Source organism: Pseudomonas sp. JV241A (assembly GCF_900275665.1).
Classification (GTDB): domain Bacteria; phylum Pseudomonadota; class Gammaproteobacteria; order Pseudomonadales; family Pseudomonadaceae; genus Aquipseudomonas; species Aquipseudomonas wadenswilerensis.
The window spans coordinates 164,509-182,865 of sequence record NZ_OPYO01000008.1 but is presented as its reverse complement, the minus strand read 5'-3'; the positions used below and the strand labels follow the sequence as shown (position 1 = coordinate 182,865).

Below are 18,357 nucleotides of genomic sequence, written 5' to 3'. Positions count from 1 at the left end.
CCTTCGCGCCGACCGGTGTTTGACCTTCTCGTTCCTGGCGCAGTTGCTCGACCCAGCGACGAAGCGCGGTCCGCCCTAGACCAAGGCTCTCGCAGACATCAGGGACTGACTCACCATCGTCCAGCACCATCTCGGCAGCTTTGATTTTGAATTCGTTCGAGTAAGATTTTCGCACTGATTTTGCCTCCAATTGGGCGCCATAATAGCGCCCGACGAAGGTGTCCAAAATCATTAGGCCAGTTCAAGCCCGCTCCCACAATGGAACTGTACACACCGACCCTGTGGGAGCTGGCTTGCCAGCGATGAGGCCGGTACAGCCAGCACACCAGGTGTTGCCTGAATTACGAGCGCTGCGCGCCCGATCGCGGGCAAGCCCGCTCCCACAGGGTTGGCGCTGGACCCGCGATCAGGCCATCACCATAGCAAAAGCCGGTGATGCCAACCTTGCCGGTGGTTGCCGGATGCTTCATCAGCCATTCGATGGCCCACAAGCATAGTAGGCGTGGGCAAATAGCGTATGATCTGCCCGCCCTTCCACGAGGCTCCTCATCCCATGCCAATGAGCAAACGCGAACAGGCGCAGCTTGACCGCCGTCTGGTCGCTACCCTGACCGATGCCTGCGAGACCGCCAAGGCCGAAATCGTCGGTTTTGCCTGGCTCACTCACCTGGTCGACTACACCCGCTTCCCTTCCAGTTTGCAGGTGATCTGGGTATTCGAAAGCCGGGCCGCCAAAGACCACGCCCTGGCCAGCGGGCAAGGTGAGCGGATGATCGAGCTGACTGCTTTAGCGTTGCAGGATGCCGACGTCGAATTGCGCCCGCTTGCCCCCCACGTGCAGTTCGACGTCGAAAAACGAGGTTGACACATGGCCAAGGACATCGAGAACCCCTGCATCGCCGTGTGCCAACTAAGCGGCGACCTGTGCCTGAGCTGCGGCCGCAGCAAGGACGACATCCGCAAATGGAAGCGCATGAAACGCCCGGAAAAAATGGCTGCCGTGCAACGCGCCACCCAACGGATGAAAAGCCTGAAAAAAGCCAAAGGCTAGCGCTTCAGGCACCCGCACCCTGGGTCAGAAAATCAATGAAGGCCCGAACCCGTAGCGGCACATGGCGGGCATGAGGGTAGAGCAGGATGAACGGCCGTGAAGTGCCGCCATAGGGCGTCAGCACTTCCAGCAGTTGGCCGCTGTCAAGCTCCTGCTGCACAGTAAAGCGATACGCCTGCATCAACCCCGCGCCGCTTTTGACCAGGGTGACGGTGGCCAGGAAATCTTCCAGGCAGGTGATGCCACCGGACACCTCCAGCTCCTCGCGCTTGCCCCCGACCAGAAACGACCAGGGCACCTTGCGCCCGCTGCTGGGCAGTTCGAACTGGATGCACTCGTGAGCGGCCAGGTCTTGCGGCGTCTGCGGTGTGCCCGCTACACGCAGATACTCCGGCGTCGCCACGATCACCAGCTCGGCGTCTTCCAGGCGTCGGGCGATCAGGCTGGAGTCGGCCGGCTCGCGGCCGCGGATGGCCAGGTCGTAGCCTTCATCGGCAAAGTCGATGTTGCGGTTGCTGGCGTGAATGTCGATCTGTACCTGCGGATACAGCTGGCGGAACCTGGCCAGCCTCGGCAGCAAACGATAGTGGGCATAGGGCGTCGGCACGCTGATGCGCAACAGCCCGGACGGCACGGCCTGGCCACCGCTGACGGCACGTTCGGCCTCCACCAGTTGGCTCAGGGCCTGGCGGCATTGTGCGTAGTAACTGCGCCCGCCTTCGGTCAGGCGCATCTGCCGGGTGGTGCGCACGAACAGGCGCACACCCAGGCGTTCTTCCAGGCGCGCCACCGAACGGCTGACCGCTGCCGGCGTCACCCCGGCCAGGGTCGCCGCACCGGTGAAGCTGCTGGTTTCGGCGGCCAGGCAGAACAGCTCGATACTGCCCAGTTGAAGGTCATCGAAGTGGCGGGTCATGGCGGCTCAATTGATTACATGAAGTATCAATTCAAATTCCATACACGCCATTTTTCAAGACCTGATTGCAAATTAAAGTCTGCCTCACTTGCCCGGCGACCCGCCTGGCCCACTGGAGACTGACCATGCACACCGCCAAGACTGTCATCGTAACCGGCGCCTCGAGCGGCCTGGGTTTCGCCATCGCCAAGGCTTACCTTGAGCGCGGCGACAATGTCGTCGGCAACGCCCGCACCCTCGCCCGCCTGCAGGAGGCCGCCGCCAAACTCGGCAACCCGGCCAATCTGCTGCTGGTCGAAGGCGATATCGCCCAGCCGCAAACGGCGCGAAAACTGTTCGACCAGGCCATCGAGGCGTTTGGCAAGGTCGATATCCTGGTCAACAACGCCGGGATCTTCATTGCCAAGCCGGTGACCGACTACACCGAGGCCGAGGTCGAAGCCATCGTCGACACCAACCTCAAGGGCTTCTTCTACCCGGCCCAGGCCGCAGCACGGCACATGGCCAAGAATGGCGCCGGGCATATCGTCAACATCACCGCGTCGATCGCCCTGCAGCCGAACATCAAGGTGCCGGCGCTGCTGCCGGTGCTGATCAAGGGCGGCATCAACCAGGCGGTGCGTGCCCTGGCCCTGGAGCTGGCACCGTCGCAGGTGCAGGTCAATGCCGTGGCCCCGGGGATCATCGATACCCCATTGCATGGCGACGACTCGCAGGCCCGCGAGGCCCTCAAAGCGCTGGCGCCGACCGGGCAGATCGGTTCGCCCGAGGATGTGGTCGACGCGGTGCTATACCTGACGGACTCGACTTTTGTCACCGGCACGGTGATTGCCGTGGACGGTGGTTCGGCGACGGGTACCTGGTAATTACAGCGAGGAAATGAACATGCCGTATGTCCATATTCGCGTGACCGATGAAGGCGTCACCCGCGAGCAGAAACAGCAGTTGATCGAACAGACCACCGCGATGCTCAAGCGGGTGCTGAACAAACCGCCGGCGTCGACCTTTGTGGTGATCGAGGAAGTGAACACCGACAACTGGGGGGTGGGTGGCGAAACAGTGACGACGCTGCGCAAGCGAGAGAAAACAGAGTAGGCACCTGTCGCGGGGCAAGCCCGCTCCCACAGTAATCCCCTGTGGGAGCGGGCTTGCCCCGCGATAGCGTCAACACGATCTGACCTCTTGCAGCAACTCCCGCACCACTGCCAACATCCCCTGCTGCGCCATCGCCAACTGCCGGTCCGCACTGCTCCCCTGAGCGATAATCACCGCAGCCCGGGCAAAACTGCGATCACCGTCAAAACCCTGCGCAGCGTCAGCAAACACCGCCCGCGCCCGGGCCAGCCATTGCCCGGCGCTACCCTGCCCTTCGTCCTCCAGGCAGATGAACCGGCCATGCCGGCCATGGCGCATGGCCCGCCAGTAGTTCTCCTGGGCAATCCAGTGCGCCTCGCGGCTCAGGTGCACGGCAGCGCGTGGTTGCGCCAGATAATGTTCGACCATGCAGCGGAACATGCCGGCAATGCACAATGCCTCTTCAAGGTTCGGGCAGGCATCGGCGACTCGCAGCTCCACGGTGGGGAAACGCCGCGACGGCCGGATCGCCCACCAGCAGTCAAACCCCTCGCGCAAAGAGCCGGTGCGCCGCAGCAGGGCCAGGTAACGCTCGTAAGCCTGCCAGTCACTCAAGCGCTCCGGCAGGCCCATGTGCGGCCATTCCCCGCACGCCACCTGGCGATAGCTCATGTAGCCCGTGGCCTGGCCTTCCCAGAACGGCGAGGAGCTACTGAGCAGCAACAGCAACGGCAACCAGGGCAGCAACTGGTTGATCAGTTGAATGCGGTCGTGCCCGGGCGGCACGCCAACGTGCACATGCAAGCCACACAACAGGCTGCGCCGGGCCACCTGCTGGTAGTCAGCGAACAGCTGGCGAAAGTGCTCATCGTCGGCAGGCTGCTGGTTGCGCCAGCCGCCCATGGGGTGACTGCCGGCGGTCAGCAGGCCGATGCCTTCCTCGGCCAGTACCTGCACCAGTTGCGTTCGACATCCGGCCAGAAATTCCCGGGCCTGGGCCAGGCTGCAGAACACTGGCGACGCCACCTCGATCTGGCCCTTGAACATCTCCTGGGCAAAGTGCGCGCCGAGCACCTGGCGGCACAGGTCGATCTGCGCCGCCGAGGGCGCGGCGAGCATGCGCCCGCTGGCCAGATCGACCAGCAGGTATTCTTCCTCGATGCCAAAGCCGCAGGGGCTGTTCATCGACGGGTAACGCTCAAGGCCACCGCGGCAATGCGTTCGACCTGCTGGTAACCGGGTTCGAGCAGTTGCTCGCCGAACACATCCGGGTCCAGTTCGTGGTAATGCCAGGCCCAGTCGGGTGACGCCAGCGGCGCTTGCAAGGCTGCCAGGAACGGGTCGCGCCCTTCGAGCATGGCCACCCCGGTGTACAGCAGCAAGGTGCCGCCCGGCGCCAGGCGTGGCAGCGCTTCTTCGACTATCCGCAACGACAGCCCGGCCCCCAGGGCACCGCCACCATGACGGTAGGCACGCTCGCTGGCGTCGAGCATGTAGGGTGGGTTGGCGACAATCAGGTCGAACGTACCGGTGATGCCCTGAAGGACGTCACTGTGCTCGACCGAAACGTTGGCCAGCTCCGCGAGGGCCACGTTGATGGCGGTCAGGCGCAGGGCCTGCGGGTTGATATCCACGGCGCTGACCTGCGCATGCCGGCGGGCACGGGCGATCAGCACCGCGCCGACCCCGGCGCCACAGCCGATATCCACGGCGTGATTGATGCAGGCGAAACTTTGCTGCAAGTGCGCTTCGATCAACTGGGCGAAGCGGTAGCTGTCCGGGCCGAAGAACACCGCGTCGCTGCTGTCGGTGGGAAAGGCGGAATGAACGAACAACAGATCATGCAGGCTCGACCAACGCACCCGGCTGCGCAGCAGCTCTCCCTGTTCGTCGATGATCTGCGCCAGTTGCATCTGCGCCACCTCGTCCGGCGACAGCAACGAGGAGGAAAAGGGCCGGTTCCAGCCGAAGATATCGCGCAGAGTGCCGGCCTGTTGCGCGCCCTCACGCTGGTTATTGCGCAACTGGGTCAACGGCGTGACGCTGGTAAAGCAATAGCCATCGGCCAACAGCCGCCGCCCCAGTTGCAGCAAGGCCTGGTCGGCCTGGCGTTGAGCCTCGGTCAATTGCATGGTCACCCTCCCTCAAGATTCAAGCCCGGTCATCTGTGCGTATTTGCGGGTCGCCGCCAGGCCCTGGGGCAAAGCGTGGCGGGCGCCGGCCATTTCACTGATCAGGTAGGCGATCCGCGCTTCAGGGGGCAGGTCGTGGAGCTCGCGCTCAAGCGCATTCAGCACGGCATCATCGTGCATGGGCACTTCAGCTTTAACCGGCCCATGGCGCGGCCGGCGCGGCTGCCAGCTGACAGCGATCCAGTCATGCAGCAGCTGCTTTTCATAGGGGCTGAAGACGCCGAACATTGCCGCTGCCGGGCCTTCGATCAGTTGCCAGAAGCGGCTGTGCGCCGGGTCCTCGCCGCGTTTGATCCAGCCCTTGTCCTGCAAGGCGGCGAGAAAGCCTGGAATGCTGCCAGGCTCGGCCAGCCACTGGTTGACCGTGCGCCCTTCGATGCGACAGTAATCGGAGTGCATGTGCTGGCCAAAACTGCGCTTGCGCTCGAAGGCCGCCAGCAGCTCGGTTTCCAGGTCAAAGCCGGCAATGATCGTGGGAGAACAAGGGCCCAGCTCGTTGAGCCGATAACCCCGGGCAACCCGCCGATAGAACTCGCTGCCCCCCTGCTCCGGCCACAGCTGCGCCAGCGCCTGCACCGCCTTGCAGGCATGGCCGCTGCTGGCGTTGTCGATGGTCACGTGCAGGCGAAAGTACTGCGGATCGATACCCAGTTCGTCCAGCTCATAAGCGCTTATCAGCAAATGCAGGGGCAGCTGTTCATAGCCCAGGTTATAGCCGATCACCTCGGGCAAAAAAGCCTCGGTGTTGAAGCCCAGCGCCAGTTGCAGTGCGCCCTGCCGGTAACGGTCGTCAGCCAGCGGCAACACCTCGTGGCAGCCCAGCTCGCTGAGCAGGCGCCGGTAGATCAGCACATGGTTGCAGGCCGGGTCGCCATCGCCGAGTTCTTCCAGGTAGATGCGGATCAGGCCGTGGTAGCGCGGGTCGGCCCAGTGCCTGAGCATGCCGAACAGCCAGGCGCCATCCACCGCCTTGGTCGGGGCGACATGCTGGAGAAAATACAGGGCATGGGCGCGGTTGCTGAAATAACGCCGGGCACCGCCCGCCTTGCGTTCGGCCAGGTACCCGGCGTAGTGCCCGGCCACGGCCGCCGCGCGGTCGGCGGTCCATTGCCCGAGCTCGGCAGGGTTGTTCGGCAGTTCATCAGGCAACGCTTCGGCCTGCTGCAGCTGCTCGGCCAGCCAGGTGGCGCTGCCGCTCAGGTCGCCCCGCAGCAAGGCATGGTAGCGTGCCTCATGGCCGGCACGGGGGTTCAAGGCCAACGGGTCGAGCGCGGGTGCGGCGGTCATCACGGTCATGGCGGCAGCCTTCGGCAGTCGGGCGAAAAGTGCCCTCTAAGCAAGGGAGCGCTGCGCTGAAGATGAAGTTCAGATCAACCGCGCGTTGAAGGGACGGATGGCAGGCCAGCGCGGTAGAATCGCGCCATTGCCGTTTTTCCCTGGAGTCACCCCTACCGATGCCCGCCCTCCACCACTTCGTCGCCCCGCCAGCGGAGCCGATCAAAAGCCAGATCCTGCAGATGGTGGTCGACTACCTGACCGACATCAGCAGCGTCGCCCTGCCGCCGAGCAACCCGCTGTACAGCCTGTACCAGTACGGCATCGGCTTCGAAGTGCACCTGTACCTGGAGGCCATGAACGGTTCGCGCGGCATTCCGGTCGAACTGATCGTGGCCATGGACCTCGACGATCCCGAGCAGGTGGTGGGTTTCTTGCTGTACTTGCCGCTCAAGGATGATCCCGAGGCGTGTTCCGTGGCCTACCTCGCCGTCCAGGCCAGCCACCGTCGCCAGGGTATCGCCCGCGCCATGCTGGCGCAGATGACCGCACGCTACCCCCATGCCGAGCTCGGCTGCGTGGCAAGCAAAGTGCCGGTCTTCGAGTCCCTGGGCTTCCAGGTGACCGGCGCACGCGGCCCGCAGGTGTTGCTCAACACCCGCGCCCAGCCCAGCACCGGCATGGCGGCGGTACTGGACGTGGCGCCGATCTACCGCACCCTGGAAGTGCAGCAGATCCACAGCTACCTGCTCAAGCAACACGGCAAGCGGGCGATGGTCGATGCCGAGAAACAGCGCGACCGCCACCTCGACCAGCTCAGCCGCAAAGCGCGCACCCTGGCCCTCGAACGCCTGGGTGAAGGGCCGTGGCTGGACGGCGGCCGCGAGCCGCGGCTGGTCTAGCTTTTCGCTACCTGGCTCATCAGCACCTGCAGCACGAAGCGGGCCCCCTGCTCCACCTCGCCCTGGCGGCAGGCGATGCCCAGGTGCCGCCACAGGCCTGGGCGCAACGGGCGCATGCAGATACGCGGATCATGCTCCGGCGCTGCCGATTCATGGGGCAGCAAGGTGGCGCCATAGCCCGCGGCTACCAGGCTTTTCACCGCATCGTTGTAATTGAGCTGGATGCGCGCCGGCGGCTGCAGGCCGGCGCTGGCAAACCAGTCGCTGGTGACCCGTGACAGCTGGGTGCTGTTGTCGTTGAGGATCAGCGCGCGGCTGGCCAGCCAGCCCGGGCTGATGCGCGCCGGTGGCGACCAGCTCGACGGAATGAAAGCCATGATCGGGTCGCGCCGCCACGGACGGATCTCCAGGCCCTTGATCGCCGCTTGCGGCAGCGCCACCAGGCCAATGTCGAGGCTGCCATCCTGCAGGCGCGCCAGGGATTCGCTTGAAGTCAGTACCTGCACCTGCACATCGATGCCCGGATGCTGCACGCCGAGGATGTCCAGTGCCTGCGGCAGCAAGTGGGCAATGGCGCCGGTCGAAGCGCCCAGCCGTACTCGCCCGGCCAGGCCCTGGACCTGACGCTGGACATCATCCAGCGCCTGTTCGACATCGGTCAGCAGACGCCGGGCGCGTTCGAGCAGGGTTTCACCGATGGCCGTGGGGCGGACCTGCCCGCGTTTGCGCGACAGCAACGGTGCGCCAATGCGCGCTTCAAGGTCTGCAATGTGCAGGCTGACCGTGGGCGGCGCCAGGTTCAGCGCCCGCGCCGCCTGGGCAAAGGAGCCGAGGTCGGCGATCACCACCAGGGTACGTAGCCGGTCGAGGCTGATCTCGCGCATGGGCTTGTCGTTCAGAAAAGATGAAGGTGAGCATCATGATATTCAAATTTTCTTTCGTCCAGCCACAGGTGAAGATGGCCGCTCATTTGTAGCCTTTGCACGAGAGCACCCATGCACCAGCCCCTGGTTTTTATCGACGGCGATCAAGGCACCACCGGCCTGCAGATCCACGCCCGCCTGAACGGCCGCAACGACCTGCGCCTGCTGACCCTGCCAGCGGCCGAGCGCAAGAACCTGCAACTGCGCGCCGAGGCCATCAACAGCGCCGACGTGGCGATCCTGTGCCTGCCGGACGATGCCGCGCGTGACGCAGTGGCGGCCATCGTCAACCCGGACGTGCGGGTGATCGACGCCAGTTCTGCGCACCGCACGACACCGGGTTGGGTGTATGGCTTGCCGGAACTGGACGAACAACAGGCCGAGCGCATCGCCCGGGCCAAGCGGGTCAGCAATCCTGGCTGCTACCCGACGGGCGCCATCGCCTTGCTGCGGCCGTTGATTGCCGCAGGCCTGCTGCCGGCGGACTATCCGCTGACCGTGAACGCGGTGTCGGGTTATTCCGGTGGTGGCCGTGCCGCGGTCGAGCGCCATGAAGGGCCCGACGCGCAGGCGGCCCAAGGCGTGCTGGTGTATGGCTTGCACCTGGACCACAAGCATGTGCCGGAGATTCAGCAGCATGCCGGTTTGTCGCAACGGCCGGTGTTCGTGCCCAGCTATGGCAGCTACCGTCAGGGCATCGTGCTGACCATCGCCCTGCAGACCCGGCTTTTGCCGGCGGGCGTCACTGCCGCGCGTTTGCAGGCGTGCCTGGCTGAACATTACAACGGCGCGCGCTATGTCCAGGTGGCGCCGCTGCAACTGGGTGCATCAGCGGTGCAACTGGACCCGCAAGCGGTCAACGACAGCAACGACCTGCGCTTGGCCGTGTTTGCCCATGAGCAGCACGGCCAGGTATTGCTGACGGCGGTGTTCGACAACCTCGGCAAAGGTGCGTCGGGGGCAGCGGTGCAGAACCTGGAGCTGATGCTGGCGGCCATGGGCTGAGTATCGGGGCTGCTGCGCAGCCCATCGCTGGCAAGGCCAGCTCCCACAGGTCTGGTGTACGCAAGACTATTGTGGGAGCCGGCCTTGCCGGCGATGGGGCGCGAAGCGGCCCCTCATTTGTCCCGTAACACTCGCAACGGCACCCACCCCGACGCACTCCCCTTGCGACACCACACCCAGCCGTTCAACTGCCGGCCACCCACCAGGCAATCGCCCACCTCCACATCCAGCTCCCGGGCACAGTAGTCTTCCAGGGCGATACCCTGATCATCGCCAAGCCGCTCGATCACCTGCCCCGGCACCCAGCCATCCTGTTGCCCGGTAGTGCTGCACAAGTACCAGTTATCCCAACCCTCCTCACCGTCATAGCGCTCGCCGATGTTCAGTGGCGCGCCTTTGGCAAAGGTAATGGGCGCGGGGTATTCACTTCGATGCGCTTCGATCACCATGAACTTCACTGGGTTTCACCTCCATTTGAAAATCGACGGCACTGGCGCCATGCTCAGCGGTCTGCCTCTTATGCGGATCGGTCAGCAGGGAAGAATATCGTCATGTGCGCAAAACCAGTAGGTCCCGCCAACGCCAGCGGATGTGTCCGGGTGCGCGGCGCCCGTGAACACAACCTGAAGAGTGTCGACGTCGACATTCCCCGCGATGCGCTGGTGGTGTTCACCGGGGTGTCCGGCTCGGGCAAATCGTCGTTGGCATTCTCCACCTTGTATGCCGAAGCCCAGCGCCGCTATTTTGAATCGGTGGCGCCCTATGCCCGGCGCTTGATCGACCAGGTCGGGGTGCCAGCGGTGGATTCGATCGAGGGCCTGCCGCCAGCAGTGGCCCTGCAGCAACAACGCGGCACGCCCAGCGCGCGCTCATCGGTCGGCAGTGTCACCACCCTGTCGAGCCTGATCCGCATGCTCTATTCGCGTGCCGGCAGTTACCCGGCCGAGCAGCCGATGCTGTTCGCCGAAGATTTTTCGGCCAATACCCCGCAAGGCGCCTGCCCGCAGTGTCATGGCCTGGGCCGGGTGTTCGATGTCAGCGAGGCGTCGATGGTGCCCGACCCGTCGCTGACCATCCGCGAACGGGCGGTGGCCTCCTGGCCCATGGCCTGGCAGGGGCAAAACCTGCGCGACATCCTCGTGACCCTGGGCTATGACGTCGACATCCCCTGGCGCGAGCTGCCCCAGGAACAGCGCGACTGGATTCTGTTCACTGAAGAAACCCCGACCGTGCCGGTGTACGCGGGAATGACGCCTGCGCAGACCCGCCAGGCGCTCAAGCGCAAGCTCGAACCCAGTTACCAGGGCACCTTCAGCGGCGCCCGACGCTACGTGCTGCACACCTTCACCCATTCGCAAAGCGCGCTGATGCGCAAACGCGTCTCGGCCTTCATGCGCGCCAGCCCCTGCCCGGCCTGCGCCGGCAAGCGCCTGAAAGCCGAGGCGCTGACAGTGACCTTTGCCGGCAAGGACATCGCCGAGCTGTCGCGCCTGCCGCTGCTGGCCCTGGCCGAGCTGCTCAAGACCGTGGCTACTGCCGACTACCTGAATCAGCCTGACGAAGCCGGCGCGGTGCTCAGCCATGCGCAAACCCGCCAGGCGCGCCAGCAACGCGCGGCTCGGGGCGACAACCCCCACGCAGGCGGCGCGGACGTGCGCCACACGCCCAACCTGTCGGTGGAAAAACGCCTGGCCGCGCAACGCATCGCCGAGGAGCTGCTGGAGCGCATCACCACCCTGATCGACCTGGGCCTCGGTTACCTGGACCTGGAACGCAGCACGCCGACGCTGTCCTCGGGCGAACTGCAACGCCTGCGCCTGGCGACCCAGCTCAACTCGCAGCTGTTCGGGGTGATCTACGTGCTCGATGAGCCTTCGGCCGGGCTGCATCCAGCCGACAGCGAGGCGCTGTTCGAGGCCTTGCAGCGGCTCAAGCAGGCGGGCAACTCGGTGTACGTGGTCGAGCACGACCTGGACACCATGCGCCGCGCCGACTGGCTGGTGGACGTCGGCCCGGATGCCGGTGAACACGGCGGCCAGGTGCTGTACAGCGGCCCGCCGGCCGGCCTGGCGAAGATCGATGCCTCGCGCACCCGCCATTACCTGTTCAACGACAACCTGCCTGCGCCTCGCCAACCGCGCCAGGCTCAAGCATGGCTGCAGCTGGAAGGCATCAGCCGCAACAACCTTGACCAGCTCGAGGTGGCCTTCCCGCTGGGCTGCTTCAGTGCGGTCACGGGGATTTCCGGCTCGGGCAAATCGAGCCTGGTCAGCCAGGCGCTGCTCGACCTGCTCGGCGAGCACCTGGGCCAGGCCCGCAGCGAGGAAGAGCCACCAGAGCAGAGCCTGGAAGATGAACCGAATCAAACCAGCGACGGCTGGATCAGCGCCGGGCTTGAGCATATCCGCCGCCTGGTGCCGGTAGACCAGAAGCCCATCGGCCGTACCCCGCGCTCGAACCTGGCGACCTACACCGGCCTGTTCGACCACGTGCGCAAGCTGTTCGCGGCAACATCCGCGGCGCAGGCGCAAGGCTTCGATGCCGGGCAGTTCTCGTTCAACGTCGCCAAGGGCCGCTGCGAAACCTGCGAAGGCGAAGGCTTTGTCAGCGTCGAACTGCTGTTCATGCCCAGCGTCTATGCGCCCTGCCCGACCTGCCATGGCGATCGCTACAACCCCGAGACGTTGGCCATCACCTGGCAAGACCTGAACATCGCCCAGGTGCTGCAACTGACCGTCGACCAGGCTAGCCAGCGCTTCGCCGAACAACCCGCCATCAGCCGCGCCTTGCGGGTACTGCAGGAGATCGGCCTGGGTTATCTGCGCCTGGGCCAGCCGGCCACCGAGCTGTCGGGCGGTGAAGCCCAGCGCATCAAACTGGCCACCGAGCTGCAGCGCCTGGCCCGTGGCGCCACCCTGTACGTGCTGGACGAACCCACCACCGGCCTGCACCCGCAGGACATCGACCGTTTGCTGGTGCAGTTGCAGCGCCTGGTCGAGGCCGGGCATACGGTGATTGTGGTCGAGCACGACATGCGCGTGGTGGCCCAGAGCGACTGGGTCATCGATATCGGCCCCGGGGCCGGCAGCGCGGGCGGCAAGGTGGTGGTCAGCGGGCCACCTGCGCAGGTCGCGGCCTGTGCCGACAGCCGCACGGCGGGATTCCTGGCCAGGGCGCTGGCTTGCGATCGGGAAATTACGTAGCATCCTACGCTTTTTTCCCGGCAGCACCCCGCTGCCGGGCCGTTTTTCAGGTAGGTCATGAGAACAACCCCGCTACGCGCCGATGTCCTGGCAGGACTCACCACAGCCTTCGCCCTGGTGCCCGAGTGCATCGCCTTCGCCCTGGTGGCGCACCTCAACCCGCTGATGGGCCTGTATGGCGCCTTCATCATCTGCACCCTGACCGCCCTGCTCGGTGGCCGCCCGGGGATGATTTCCGGCGCGGCCGGCTCCATGGCCGTGGTCATCGTCGCCCTGGTGGTGACCCACGGCGTGCAGTACCTGCTGGCCACGGTACTGCTCGGCGGGCTGATCATGATCGCTTTCGGCCTGCTGCGCCTGGGCAAGCTGGTGCGCATGGTGCCGTATTCGGTGATGCTCGGCTTCGTCAATGGCCTGGCGATCATCATTGCCCTGGCCCAGCTTGAGCACTTCAAGGCCGATGGCGCCTGGCTCAGCGGCTCGCCGCTATACCTGATGCTGGGGCTGGTGGCGCTGACCATGGCCATCGTCTACCTGCTGCCACGCCTGACCCGCAGCGTGCCACCGGCATTGGTCGCGATCCTTGGCGTAGGCGTCGGGGTCTACCTGCTCGACCTGCCGGCCCGCACCCTGGGAGACCTCGCGCACATCGCCGGGGGCCTGCCGGCCTTGAGCTGGCCGCAAGTACCGTGGAACCTCGAAACCCTGCAGGTCATCGCCCCCTACGCGCTGCTCATGGCCCTGGTCGGTCTGCTGGAAACCCTGCTGACCCTCAACCTCACCGACGAGATCACCGAAACCCGCGGCCACCCCAACCGCGAGTGCGTGGCCCTGGGCGTGGCCAACATGACCTCCGGGCTGTTCGGCGGCATGGGCGGTTGCGCGATGATCGGCCAGACCGCGATCAACCTCAGTTCCGGCGGCCGCGGGCGGCTGTCCGGGGTGGTCGCCGGGGTGATGATCCTGATGTTCGTGCTGTTCCTCTCGCCGCTGATCGAGCGTATTCCATTGGCGGCGCTGGTCGGGGTGATGTTCGTGGTTGCCCAGCAGACCTTCTCGTGGGCGTCGTTGCGGGTGCTGCACAAGGTGCCGGTCAACGATGTGCTGGCGATCATCGCCGTGACCCTGGTGACGGTGTTCACCGATCTTGCGACTGCGGTGCTGTGCGGCATCGTCATCGCCGCGCTCAACTTCGCCTGGCAACAGGCCCGCGAGCTGTATGCCGACAGCCATGACGAAAGCGACGGCAGCCGGTTGTACAAGGTCCATGGCACGCTGTTCTTCGCTTCGACCACGCCGTTCCTCAACCAGTTCGACCCGGCCAATGACCCGGCCCGGGTGACCCTCGACTGTCGTCACCTGAACTTCGTCGACTACTCGGCGATTGCCGCGCTCAAGACCCTGCGCGAGCGCTACAGCAACACCGGCAAGCACCTGCGCGTGGTGCACCTGTCCGAGCGCTGCAAGCAACTGCTCAAGCGTGCCGGGCTTGAGCACTAAGGCGCATCAGGGCGCGCCGAACATCGCTGTCCAGTAGATCCCGGCGTCACTCTTGGGATCGACCGCGTAGGCCGCGCCCAGCTCGCTGAACTGCGGGTTCATCAGGTTGGCGCAGTGACCGGCGCTGGCCAGCCAGCCATCGACCACCTTGCGCGGGGTGTCCTGCCCGGCCGCGATGTTCTCGCCGACCTGCTGGCCGGCATACCCGGAGAGCTCGGCGCGATCCCCCGGGGTACGGCCGTCGCGGTCTTTGTGGTCAAAGAAGTTGTTGTTGGCCATGGCCCGCGTGTGGCTCTCGGCGGCGCCGGCCAGGGTGGCGTTCCAGGCCAGCGGCGCGGTGGCGTTGAATGCCTGGCCACCGCATTGGCGCGTCTGGCTGCGCGCCGCGTTGATCATCTCCAGGACCTTCTGCCCTTCGGCCTGCCAGTCGCCCAGGCGCCCTGCCAGCAACGGCCGCGCCAGGACGATGCGCCAGTCGCGGCCCTCGCGGCTGACCCCGACATCGACGAACTGCGGGTTGAGCACCACCTGACAGAAACTCTCCTGCACCGCCTTCATGGCCGATTGCACATCCCGCGGCCCGGACAGGCTGATGGCCTGGACGTTGACCATCGGGTAGCTCTTTTGCGCCAGGGCCTCGCGCAGATCGCCCATGCTGTTGGCCGGCAACACCAGGCGCGGATCGCTGGCCAGCGGCGGCAGCTCCATCGAAACCTGGCCGGCACAGCGCTGGGCCTGGCTGCGGTAGGCGTTGATCGACTCGACCAGCTGCGACTCGTCGCTGGCCTGGGCCGTCACGGTAGACGCCAGGCCCAACGCCAACAAGGCCAGAGGTGCAACAGATGACGTGACGCGCATGGAAATCTCCCTTGATCGGACTGCGTAGATGATGCACGAAGTTGCCCGTGGTCTGACAGCGGGAATGTTTTGCGCCCGGCGCGGTCGACCTTGTAACGGGAAGTTGTACTTCTACGCCACCCAAAGGTTCGAGCATGCGCCTGCTAACGATTGCAACGTGCCTGGTACTGGCGCTCTCCGGCGCCGTGGCAATGGCGGCTGACTCCAAGGCCCAGGTGGCCGAAGAAAAGGCCCAGGTGCTGGAACAAAAAGCCGCGAGCAGCCCCGATGCCCCGCCCGCACCAAAGTCCCAAGCCATCACCAAGACCGAAGTCCAGGCCGTCGACCCGGCCGGTGCAGCCGCGCTGGACGATGCCATCACCTGCCTGGCGCGCAGTATCTACTGGGAATCGAAGGGCGGTAAATCAGCGGACATGGAGGCGGTGGCCAACGTGGTGATGAACCGGGTCGGCCACGAGGGCTTTCCCGATTCGGTCTGCGGCGTGGTCAAGCAAGGCTCGGAGAAAGGCGCCTGCCAGTTCTCCTGGTGGTGCGATGGCCGCTCGGACGATGTCCAGGAAGAAGTGCGCTACACCCTGGCCAAGGAGATCGCCCGCAAGGCGCTGAACAAGCAGTTGCCTGACCGTACCGGTGGCGCCCTGTACTTCCACGACCGGCGCGTGCGCCCGGACTGGTCGAAGACCTTTGCCAGGACTGCGCAGACCTCCGAGTTTCTGTTCTACAAGCCGCGTAACGGTGCGTCGCACTAGCTCAATAGAAGTCGTAGTAGATCGTCCACTCGCCGGTGTCGCGGTGCTTGAAGAACATCAGGCTGCCGCTGTCGACCACGTTGAGGTTGATCTTGGCATCGGATGAAACCTGGAAGACGAACTCGAAGCCGTCGCCCGGGTATACGCCCGACTGGCAGAACGACGGATAGCCGCCGATCTTGTGCTCGTAGGCGTGGGTGATGACCTCGTAGTAACACTCGATGTCCCCTGCCCGTTCGAGCTTGACGATTTCCGTGACCAGCTCATCCGGCACACCGCCGCCATCCCACAGTGGATAGTCTTCGGCGAGTTCTTCAGCGCGCAAGGGAAAGGCTTTGAGGAAGGAGTTGGCGACCGGCAGGTCCTTGCGCACCAGCTCATCGTCGGCGCGGTATTCACGGATCAGCCAGTTGTCGCCCATGGCCTCGAACTCATCCGGAAACGGGTAGCCGACGAACAGGGTGAGGACGCGGATGTCCTTGAGCGCCGGGCTGCTGAACGGCAGGCTGGGCAGGTGGAACTGGGCCACCGGCAACAGTTGTTCGCCGGCAGCGTTGGTCGGTACGCCTTCGTCGGGGCGGTAGAGGAACACCCGGCCGAGCCAGCTTTCTTCGTCGCTGTTAGTGGGGCGAAAGCCACCGGCGAAAAAGCGCGTGGCGGGTTTGGCCAGGCGTTGCTTGATTGCTTGAATGTCCATATTTCTCGTCCGCTTAATAAGGCCCTATCGCGGGTCAAGCCCGCTCCTACAGGGGGGTGAGCAGCCTGTGGGAGCGGGCTTGCCCCGCGATGTATTTTAACTGCGCACAACCATCGCCTTGATGGTCTCGAACAACTCCTGCTGCGCCTGCTCCGCCGTAATCTCACCGTTCGCCGCAGAATGAGACAACGCCTCGGCCGCGCCGATCATCGCCCGCAATCCCGCGACGCCAATCTCGCCACGGCCACTGAACGGCTCCAGCAGCGCCCGGCATTTGCCCATGAACACCGCCTCGTACTCGCGCTTGAGCTGCTCAAGCTCCGGCGAGCTGGCCAGCGCGGCGATCACCCCGGGAATCTCCCGGCCCTGGGTCAAGACGCAGTCGACGTAGGAGCTGGCAATCACCGCAGCGGTACTTTCAAGCGTCGGCTCACAGGCGGCCAGGGCGGCATCCATCACTGCTGTCTGGCGCACATCAAAGGACTGATACAGCGCCGCCAGCAACCCCGAACGGGTACCAAAATGGTCATACACCACCGGCTTGGTAACCCCGGCCAACTCAGCCAGGCGCCCCAGGGTCAGGGCTTCGGTGCCCTCCTCACGGATCAGGTGCCAGGCCACGTCCAGGAGTTGTTGCTGACGGTCTTGACGCGACAGACGACGACGCGGTTGCGGATCGCTTGACATGCTTACCTACCAAAAGTAACTTACCAAAGGTAACTTATGCCCAGCATACAACTTACGCCCCTTCCCCGCAATTCGCAGGAGTCCTTGCCATGCACGCACTTGTGGTTGTCGCTCATCATGATCCACGCTCGCTGACCCACAGCCTGGCCGCCAAGCTCGCCGAAGGCCTGGTGCACAACGGCCATAGCGCCGAGGTCGCCGACCTGTTCGCCGAAGGCTTCAACCCGCTGTTCGGCCCGGCCGACCACGCTGTTCATCATCGCACCGCAGCGCCTGCCGATGATGTGCTTGCCGAGCAGGCACGCATCGACCGCAGCGACGCTCTGGTGCTGGTCTTTCCGGTGTATTGGTGGTCCATGCCGGCGCTGCTCAAAGGCTGGATTGACCGGGTGTTCAGCAATGGCTGGGCGTTCGACTTCAGCACGCAGGCGCCGATGGTAAAAATGCTTGGCCGCTTGAACGTACACCTGATCGGTGTCGGTGGCGCCGATGCCGCGACCTTCAGCAAACATGGCTATGAGCGGGCGATGAAAACCCAGATCGACCACGGCATCTTCGATTACTGCGGCGCCCGGGTACTGAGCTCGACCTTGCTGCTGGACTCGGAAAGCGCCGACCCCAGCGCCCACCTTGAAAGCATGTTCGAGCACGGCCGCACGCTGTTCGCCGAAGTCGCCGAGCCCGCCTGAAACCGCGCCTTACTTGCTGTCGCGGCGGTCGTTGATCCACCTGACCACCTGGGTGGAAAACTCCGCTGGCGCCTTGCGCCCCAAGCGCCGCGACAGATCGAGGATGGTCTGCTGGGCCAGGGCTTCTTCCATGCGCTTTTGCGCGGTCAGCATCACCGCGTGAATGGCACAGGTGCCGTCAATGGCCCAGGCCGGCGGCGCACCGTCGAACAGCGTGCAGCGGTCGCGCACATCGCGGCAATCGAAGATCGCCTTGTGCCCGTCGATGGCCGTGACGATATCCAGCACGGTGATTTCGTCCGCAGGCCTGGCCAGCTTGAAGCCGCCACGCACGCCTTCGGTGGCAACCACCAGTCTGGCCTTGGCCAGTTTGGTAAAGACCTTGGCCAGGTATTCATGGGGCACACCCTGCAGCTCGGCCAGGTCGCGCACGCTGGCTTCGCGGCTTTCGCCCAGGTCGTCGACCAGAAACAGCAGGCAGTGCAAGCCGTACTCGACGCCGGCGCTATACAGGGACATGTCAATCTCCGACTGGATTTGTCGCCAATACTACCAGTTCACTACGACCACCAGCAAACCGGGGCAGGCACAAACCGGTTTGAAAAAAAACTTGCACTTGATAACTACGACCAATAC

Annotated in this window: 21 protein-coding genes and 1 pseudogene; 10 read left to right on the top strand and 12 right to left on the bottom strand. The window is 64.7% G+C overall.

Annotated features, from left to right (window positions below; genetic code table 11):
- Together JV241A_RS04975 and JV241A_RS04970 are read right to left on the bottom strand one after the other, a co-directional pair.
- The coding region (locus JV241A_RS04975; protein WP_240047835.1) for a transposase at positions 1-232 on the bottom strand (232 nt) is incomplete at its 3' end.
- Positions 233-407: 175 nt separating this feature from the next.
- Positions 408-485: pseudogene (locus tag JV241A_RS04970) on the bottom strand (dienelactone hydrolase family protein); the annotation flags it as partial.
- Between the two features lie 68 nt (positions 486-553).
- On the opposite strand from JV241A_RS04970, the gene JV241A_RS04965 reads away from it, so the two are divergent.
- Together JV241A_RS04965 and JV241A_RS04960 are read left to right on the top strand one after the other, a co-directional pair.
- On the top strand, positions 554-865 hold the full coding sequence (locus JV241A_RS04965) for a hypothetical protein (protein ID WP_115087651.1): 312 nt from the start codon (positions 554-556) through the stop codon (positions 863-865).
- Between the two features lie 3 nt (positions 866-868).
- Positions 869-1,051: a DUF1289 domain-containing protein gene (locus JV241A_RS04960; protein WP_010225542.1), complete on the top strand. Its 183-nt coding sequence runs from the start codon at positions 869-871 to the stop codon at positions 1,049-1,051.
- Between the two features lie 4 nt (positions 1,052-1,055).
- Here JV241A_RS04960 and JV241A_RS04955 read toward each other — a convergent pair whose 3' ends face one another.
- Positions 1,056-1,967 (bottom strand): LysR family transcriptional regulator, encoded by a 912-nt coding sequence (locus JV241A_RS04955; protein ID WP_134061483.1) that lies wholly within the window; start codon positions 1,965-1,967, stop codon positions 1,056-1,058.
- A gap of 125 nt (positions 1,968-2,092) precedes the next feature.
- On the opposite strand from JV241A_RS04955, the gene JV241A_RS04950 reads away from it, so the two are divergent.
- Positions 2,093-2,833 (top strand): SDR family oxidoreductase, encoded by a 741-nt coding sequence (locus JV241A_RS04950; protein WP_115087649.1) that lies wholly within the window; start codon positions 2,093-2,095, stop codon positions 2,831-2,833.
- A gap of 19 nt (positions 2,834-2,852) precedes the next feature.
- Entirely contained in the window at positions 2,853-3,062 is a 210-nt protein-coding gene (locus JV241A_RS04945) for a 4-oxalocrotonate tautomerase family protein (RefSeq protein WP_115087648.1), read from the top strand.
- Positions 3,063-3,131: 69 nt separating this feature from the next.
- On the opposite strand, the gene JV241A_RS04940 is transcribed toward JV241A_RS04945, so the two are convergent.
- From JV241A_RS04940 to JV241A_RS04930, 3 genes are read right to left on the bottom strand one after another with little or no spacing between them, the layout of a single operon-like run.
- On the bottom strand, positions 3,132-4,226 hold the full coding sequence (locus JV241A_RS04940) for a carboxylate-amine ligase (protein WP_134061482.1): 1,095 nt from the start codon (positions 4,224-4,226) through the stop codon (positions 3,132-3,134).
- Entirely contained in the window at positions 4,223-5,173 is a 951-nt protein-coding gene (locus JV241A_RS04935) for a class I SAM-dependent methyltransferase (protein WP_134061481.1), read from the bottom strand. The genes JV241A_RS04940 and JV241A_RS04935 overlap by 4 nt, the downstream gene beginning before the upstream one ends.
- A 12-nt stretch (positions 5,174-5,185) precedes the next feature.
- A complete protein-coding gene (locus JV241A_RS04930) occupies positions 5,186-6,520 on the bottom strand; it encodes an iron-containing redox enzyme family protein (protein WP_240047837.1) in 1,335 nt (444 codons plus the stop codon).
- Between the two features lie 167 nt (positions 6,521-6,687).
- Between JV241A_RS04930 and JV241A_RS04925 the strand changes: the two genes are divergently transcribed.
- A complete protein-coding gene (locus tag JV241A_RS04925) occupies positions 6,688-7,410 on the top strand; it encodes a GNAT family N-acetyltransferase (protein ID WP_134061480.1) in 723 nt (240 codons plus the stop codon).
- On the opposite strand, the gene JV241A_RS04920 is transcribed toward JV241A_RS04925, so the two are convergent.
- Positions 7,407-8,294: a LysR family transcriptional regulator gene (locus JV241A_RS04920; RefSeq protein ID WP_134061479.1), complete on the bottom strand. Its 888-nt coding sequence runs from the start codon at positions 8,292-8,294 to the stop codon at positions 7,407-7,409. The genes JV241A_RS04925 and JV241A_RS04920 overlap by 4 nt on opposite strands.
- A gap of 111 nt (positions 8,295-8,405) precedes the next feature.
- Here JV241A_RS04920 and argC point away from each other — a divergent pair, with 111 nt between their 5' ends.
- Positions 8,406-9,338 carry an N-acetyl-gamma-glutamyl-phosphate reductase gene (gene argC / locus JV241A_RS04915; protein ID WP_115087642.1) on the top strand — a complete coding sequence of 311 codons (933 nt, stop codon included), beginning with the start codon at positions 8,406-8,408 and terminating at the stop codon, positions 9,336-9,338.
- A 113-nt stretch (positions 9,339-9,451) separates the two neighbouring features.
- Here argC and JV241A_RS04910 read toward each other — a convergent pair whose 3' ends face one another.
- Positions 9,452-9,787, bottom strand: coding sequence for an SH3 domain-containing protein (locus tag JV241A_RS04910; protein ID WP_134061486.1), 336 nt, complete (start codon positions 9,785-9,787; stop codon positions 9,452-9,454).
- A 102-nt stretch (positions 9,788-9,889) separates the two neighbouring features.
- Between JV241A_RS04910 and JV241A_RS04905 the strand changes: the two genes are divergently transcribed.
- Both JV241A_RS04905 and JV241A_RS04900 read left to right on the top strand, forming a co-directional pair.
- Positions 9,890-12,541, top strand: a complete 2,652-nt coding sequence (locus JV241A_RS04905) for an excinuclease ABC subunit UvrA (RefSeq protein ID WP_134061478.1) — start codon at positions 9,890-9,892, stop codon at positions 12,539-12,541.
- Between the two features lie 57 nt (positions 12,542-12,598).
- Complete coding sequence (locus tag JV241A_RS04900) at positions 12,599-14,041, top strand: SulP family inorganic anion transporter (protein WP_134061477.1); 1,443 nt, start codon at positions 12,599-12,601, stop codon at positions 14,039-14,041.
- A gap of 6 nt (positions 14,042-14,047) precedes the next feature.
- Here JV241A_RS04900 and JV241A_RS04895 read toward each other — a convergent pair whose 3' ends face one another.
- Entirely contained in the window at positions 14,048-14,899 is an 852-nt protein-coding gene (locus tag JV241A_RS04895; protein ID WP_134061476.1) for a CAP domain-containing protein, read from the bottom strand.
- A 134-nt stretch (positions 14,900-15,033) separates the two neighbouring features.
- On the opposite strand from JV241A_RS04895, the gene JV241A_RS04890 reads away from it, so the two are divergent.
- Complete coding sequence (locus JV241A_RS04890) at positions 15,034-15,648, top strand: cell wall hydrolase (RefSeq protein WP_134061475.1); 615 nt, start codon at positions 15,034-15,036, stop codon at positions 15,646-15,648.
- Position 15,649: 1 nt separating this feature from the next.
- Here JV241A_RS04890 and JV241A_RS04885 read toward each other — a convergent pair whose 3' ends face one another.
- Together JV241A_RS04885 and JV241A_RS04880 are read right to left on the bottom strand one after the other, a co-directional pair.
- Positions 15,650-16,345, bottom strand: a complete 696-nt coding sequence (locus JV241A_RS04885) for a DUF1963 domain-containing protein (RefSeq protein WP_134061474.1) — start codon at positions 16,343-16,345, stop codon at positions 15,650-15,652.
- 96 nt (positions 16,346-16,441) lie between these two features.
- On the bottom strand, positions 16,442-17,032 hold the full coding sequence (locus tag JV241A_RS04880; protein ID WP_115087635.1) for a TetR/AcrR family transcriptional regulator: 591 nt from the start codon (positions 17,030-17,032) through the stop codon (positions 16,442-16,444).
- A gap of 89 nt (positions 17,033-17,121) precedes the next feature.
- Here JV241A_RS04880 and JV241A_RS04875 point away from each other — a divergent pair, with 89 nt between their 5' ends.
- The gene (locus JV241A_RS04875; protein WP_115087634.1) at positions 17,122-17,721 is read left to right on the top strand and encodes an NAD(P)H-dependent oxidoreductase; all 600 of its coding nucleotides are present in this window, start codon (positions 17,122-17,124) and stop codon (positions 17,719-17,721) included.
- Positions 17,722-17,730: 9 nt separating this feature from the next.
- Here the strand turns inward: JV241A_RS04875 and JV241A_RS04870 are convergent, their stop codons facing one another.
- Positions 17,731-18,240: an Rrf2 family transcriptional regulator gene (locus JV241A_RS04870; protein ID WP_115087633.1), complete on the bottom strand. Its 510-nt coding sequence runs from the start codon at positions 18,238-18,240 to the stop codon at positions 17,731-17,733.
- Positions 18,241-18,357: the final 117 nt, after the last annotated feature.

Coding starts and splice junctions, on each gene's coding strand:
- JV241A_RS04965 (WP_115087651.1), top strand. CDS start 554: ATGCCAATGAGCAAACGCGAACAGGCGCAGCTTGACCGCCGTCTGGTC.
- JV241A_RS04960 (WP_010225542.1), top strand. CDS start 869: ATGGCCAAGGACATCGAGAACCCCTGCATCGCCGTGTGCCAACTAAGC.
- JV241A_RS04955 (WP_134061483.1), bottom strand. CDS start 1,967: ATGACCCGCCACTTCGATGACCTTCAACTGGGCAGTATCGAGCTGTTC.
- JV241A_RS04950 (WP_115087649.1), top strand. CDS start 2,093: ATGCACACCGCCAAGACTGTCATCGTAACCGGCGCCTCGAGCGGCCTG.
- JV241A_RS04945 (WP_115087648.1), top strand. CDS start 2,853: ATGCCGTATGTCCATATTCGCGTGACCGATGAAGGCGTCACCCGCGAG.
- JV241A_RS04940 (WP_134061482.1), bottom strand. CDS start 4,226: ATGAACAGCCCCTGCGGCTTTGGCATCGAGGAAGAATACCTGCTGGTC.
- JV241A_RS04935 (WP_134061481.1), bottom strand. CDS start 5,173: ATGCAATTGACCGAGGCTCAACGCCAGGCCGACCAGGCCTTGCTGCAA.
- JV241A_RS04930 (WP_240047837.1), bottom strand. CDS start 6,520: ATGACCGCCGCACCCGCGCTCGACCCGTTGGCCTTGAACCCCCGTGCC.
- JV241A_RS04925 (WP_134061480.1), top strand. CDS start 6,688: ATGCCCGCCCTCCACCACTTCGTCGCCCCGCCAGCGGAGCCGATCAAA.
- JV241A_RS04920 (WP_134061479.1), bottom strand. CDS start 8,294: ATGCGCGAGATCAGCCTCGACCGGCTACGTACCCTGGTGGTGATCGCC.
- argC (WP_115087642.1), top strand. CDS start 8,406: ATGCACCAGCCCCTGGTTTTTATCGACGGCGATCAAGGCACCACCGGC.
- JV241A_RS04910 (WP_134061486.1), bottom strand. CDS start 9,787: ATGGTGATCGAAGCGCATCGAAGTGAATACCCCGCGCCCATTACCTTT.
- JV241A_RS04905 (WP_134061478.1), top strand. CDS start 9,890: ATGTGCGCAAAACCAGTAGGTCCCGCCAACGCCAGCGGATGTGTCCGG.
- JV241A_RS04900 (WP_134061477.1), top strand. CDS start 12,599: ATGAGAACAACCCCGCTACGCGCCGATGTCCTGGCAGGACTCACCACA.
- JV241A_RS04895 (WP_134061476.1), bottom strand. CDS start 14,899: ATGCGCGTCACGTCATCTGTTGCACCTCTGGCCTTGTTGGCGTTGGGC.
- JV241A_RS04890 (WP_134061475.1), top strand. CDS start 15,034: ATGCGCCTGCTAACGATTGCAACGTGCCTGGTACTGGCGCTCTCCGGC.
- JV241A_RS04885 (WP_134061474.1), bottom strand. CDS start 16,345: ATGGACATTCAAGCAATCAAGCAACGCCTGGCCAAACCCGCCACGCGC.
- JV241A_RS04880 (WP_115087635.1), bottom strand. CDS start 17,032: ATGTCAAGCGATCCGCAACCGCGTCGTCGTCTGTCGCGTCAAGACCGT.
- JV241A_RS04875 (WP_115087634.1), top strand. CDS start 17,122: ATGCACGCACTTGTGGTTGTCGCTCATCATGATCCACGCTCGCTGACC.
- JV241A_RS04870 (WP_115087633.1), bottom strand. CDS start 18,240: ATGTCCCTGTATAGCGCCGGCGTCGAGTACGGCTTGCACTGCCTGCTG.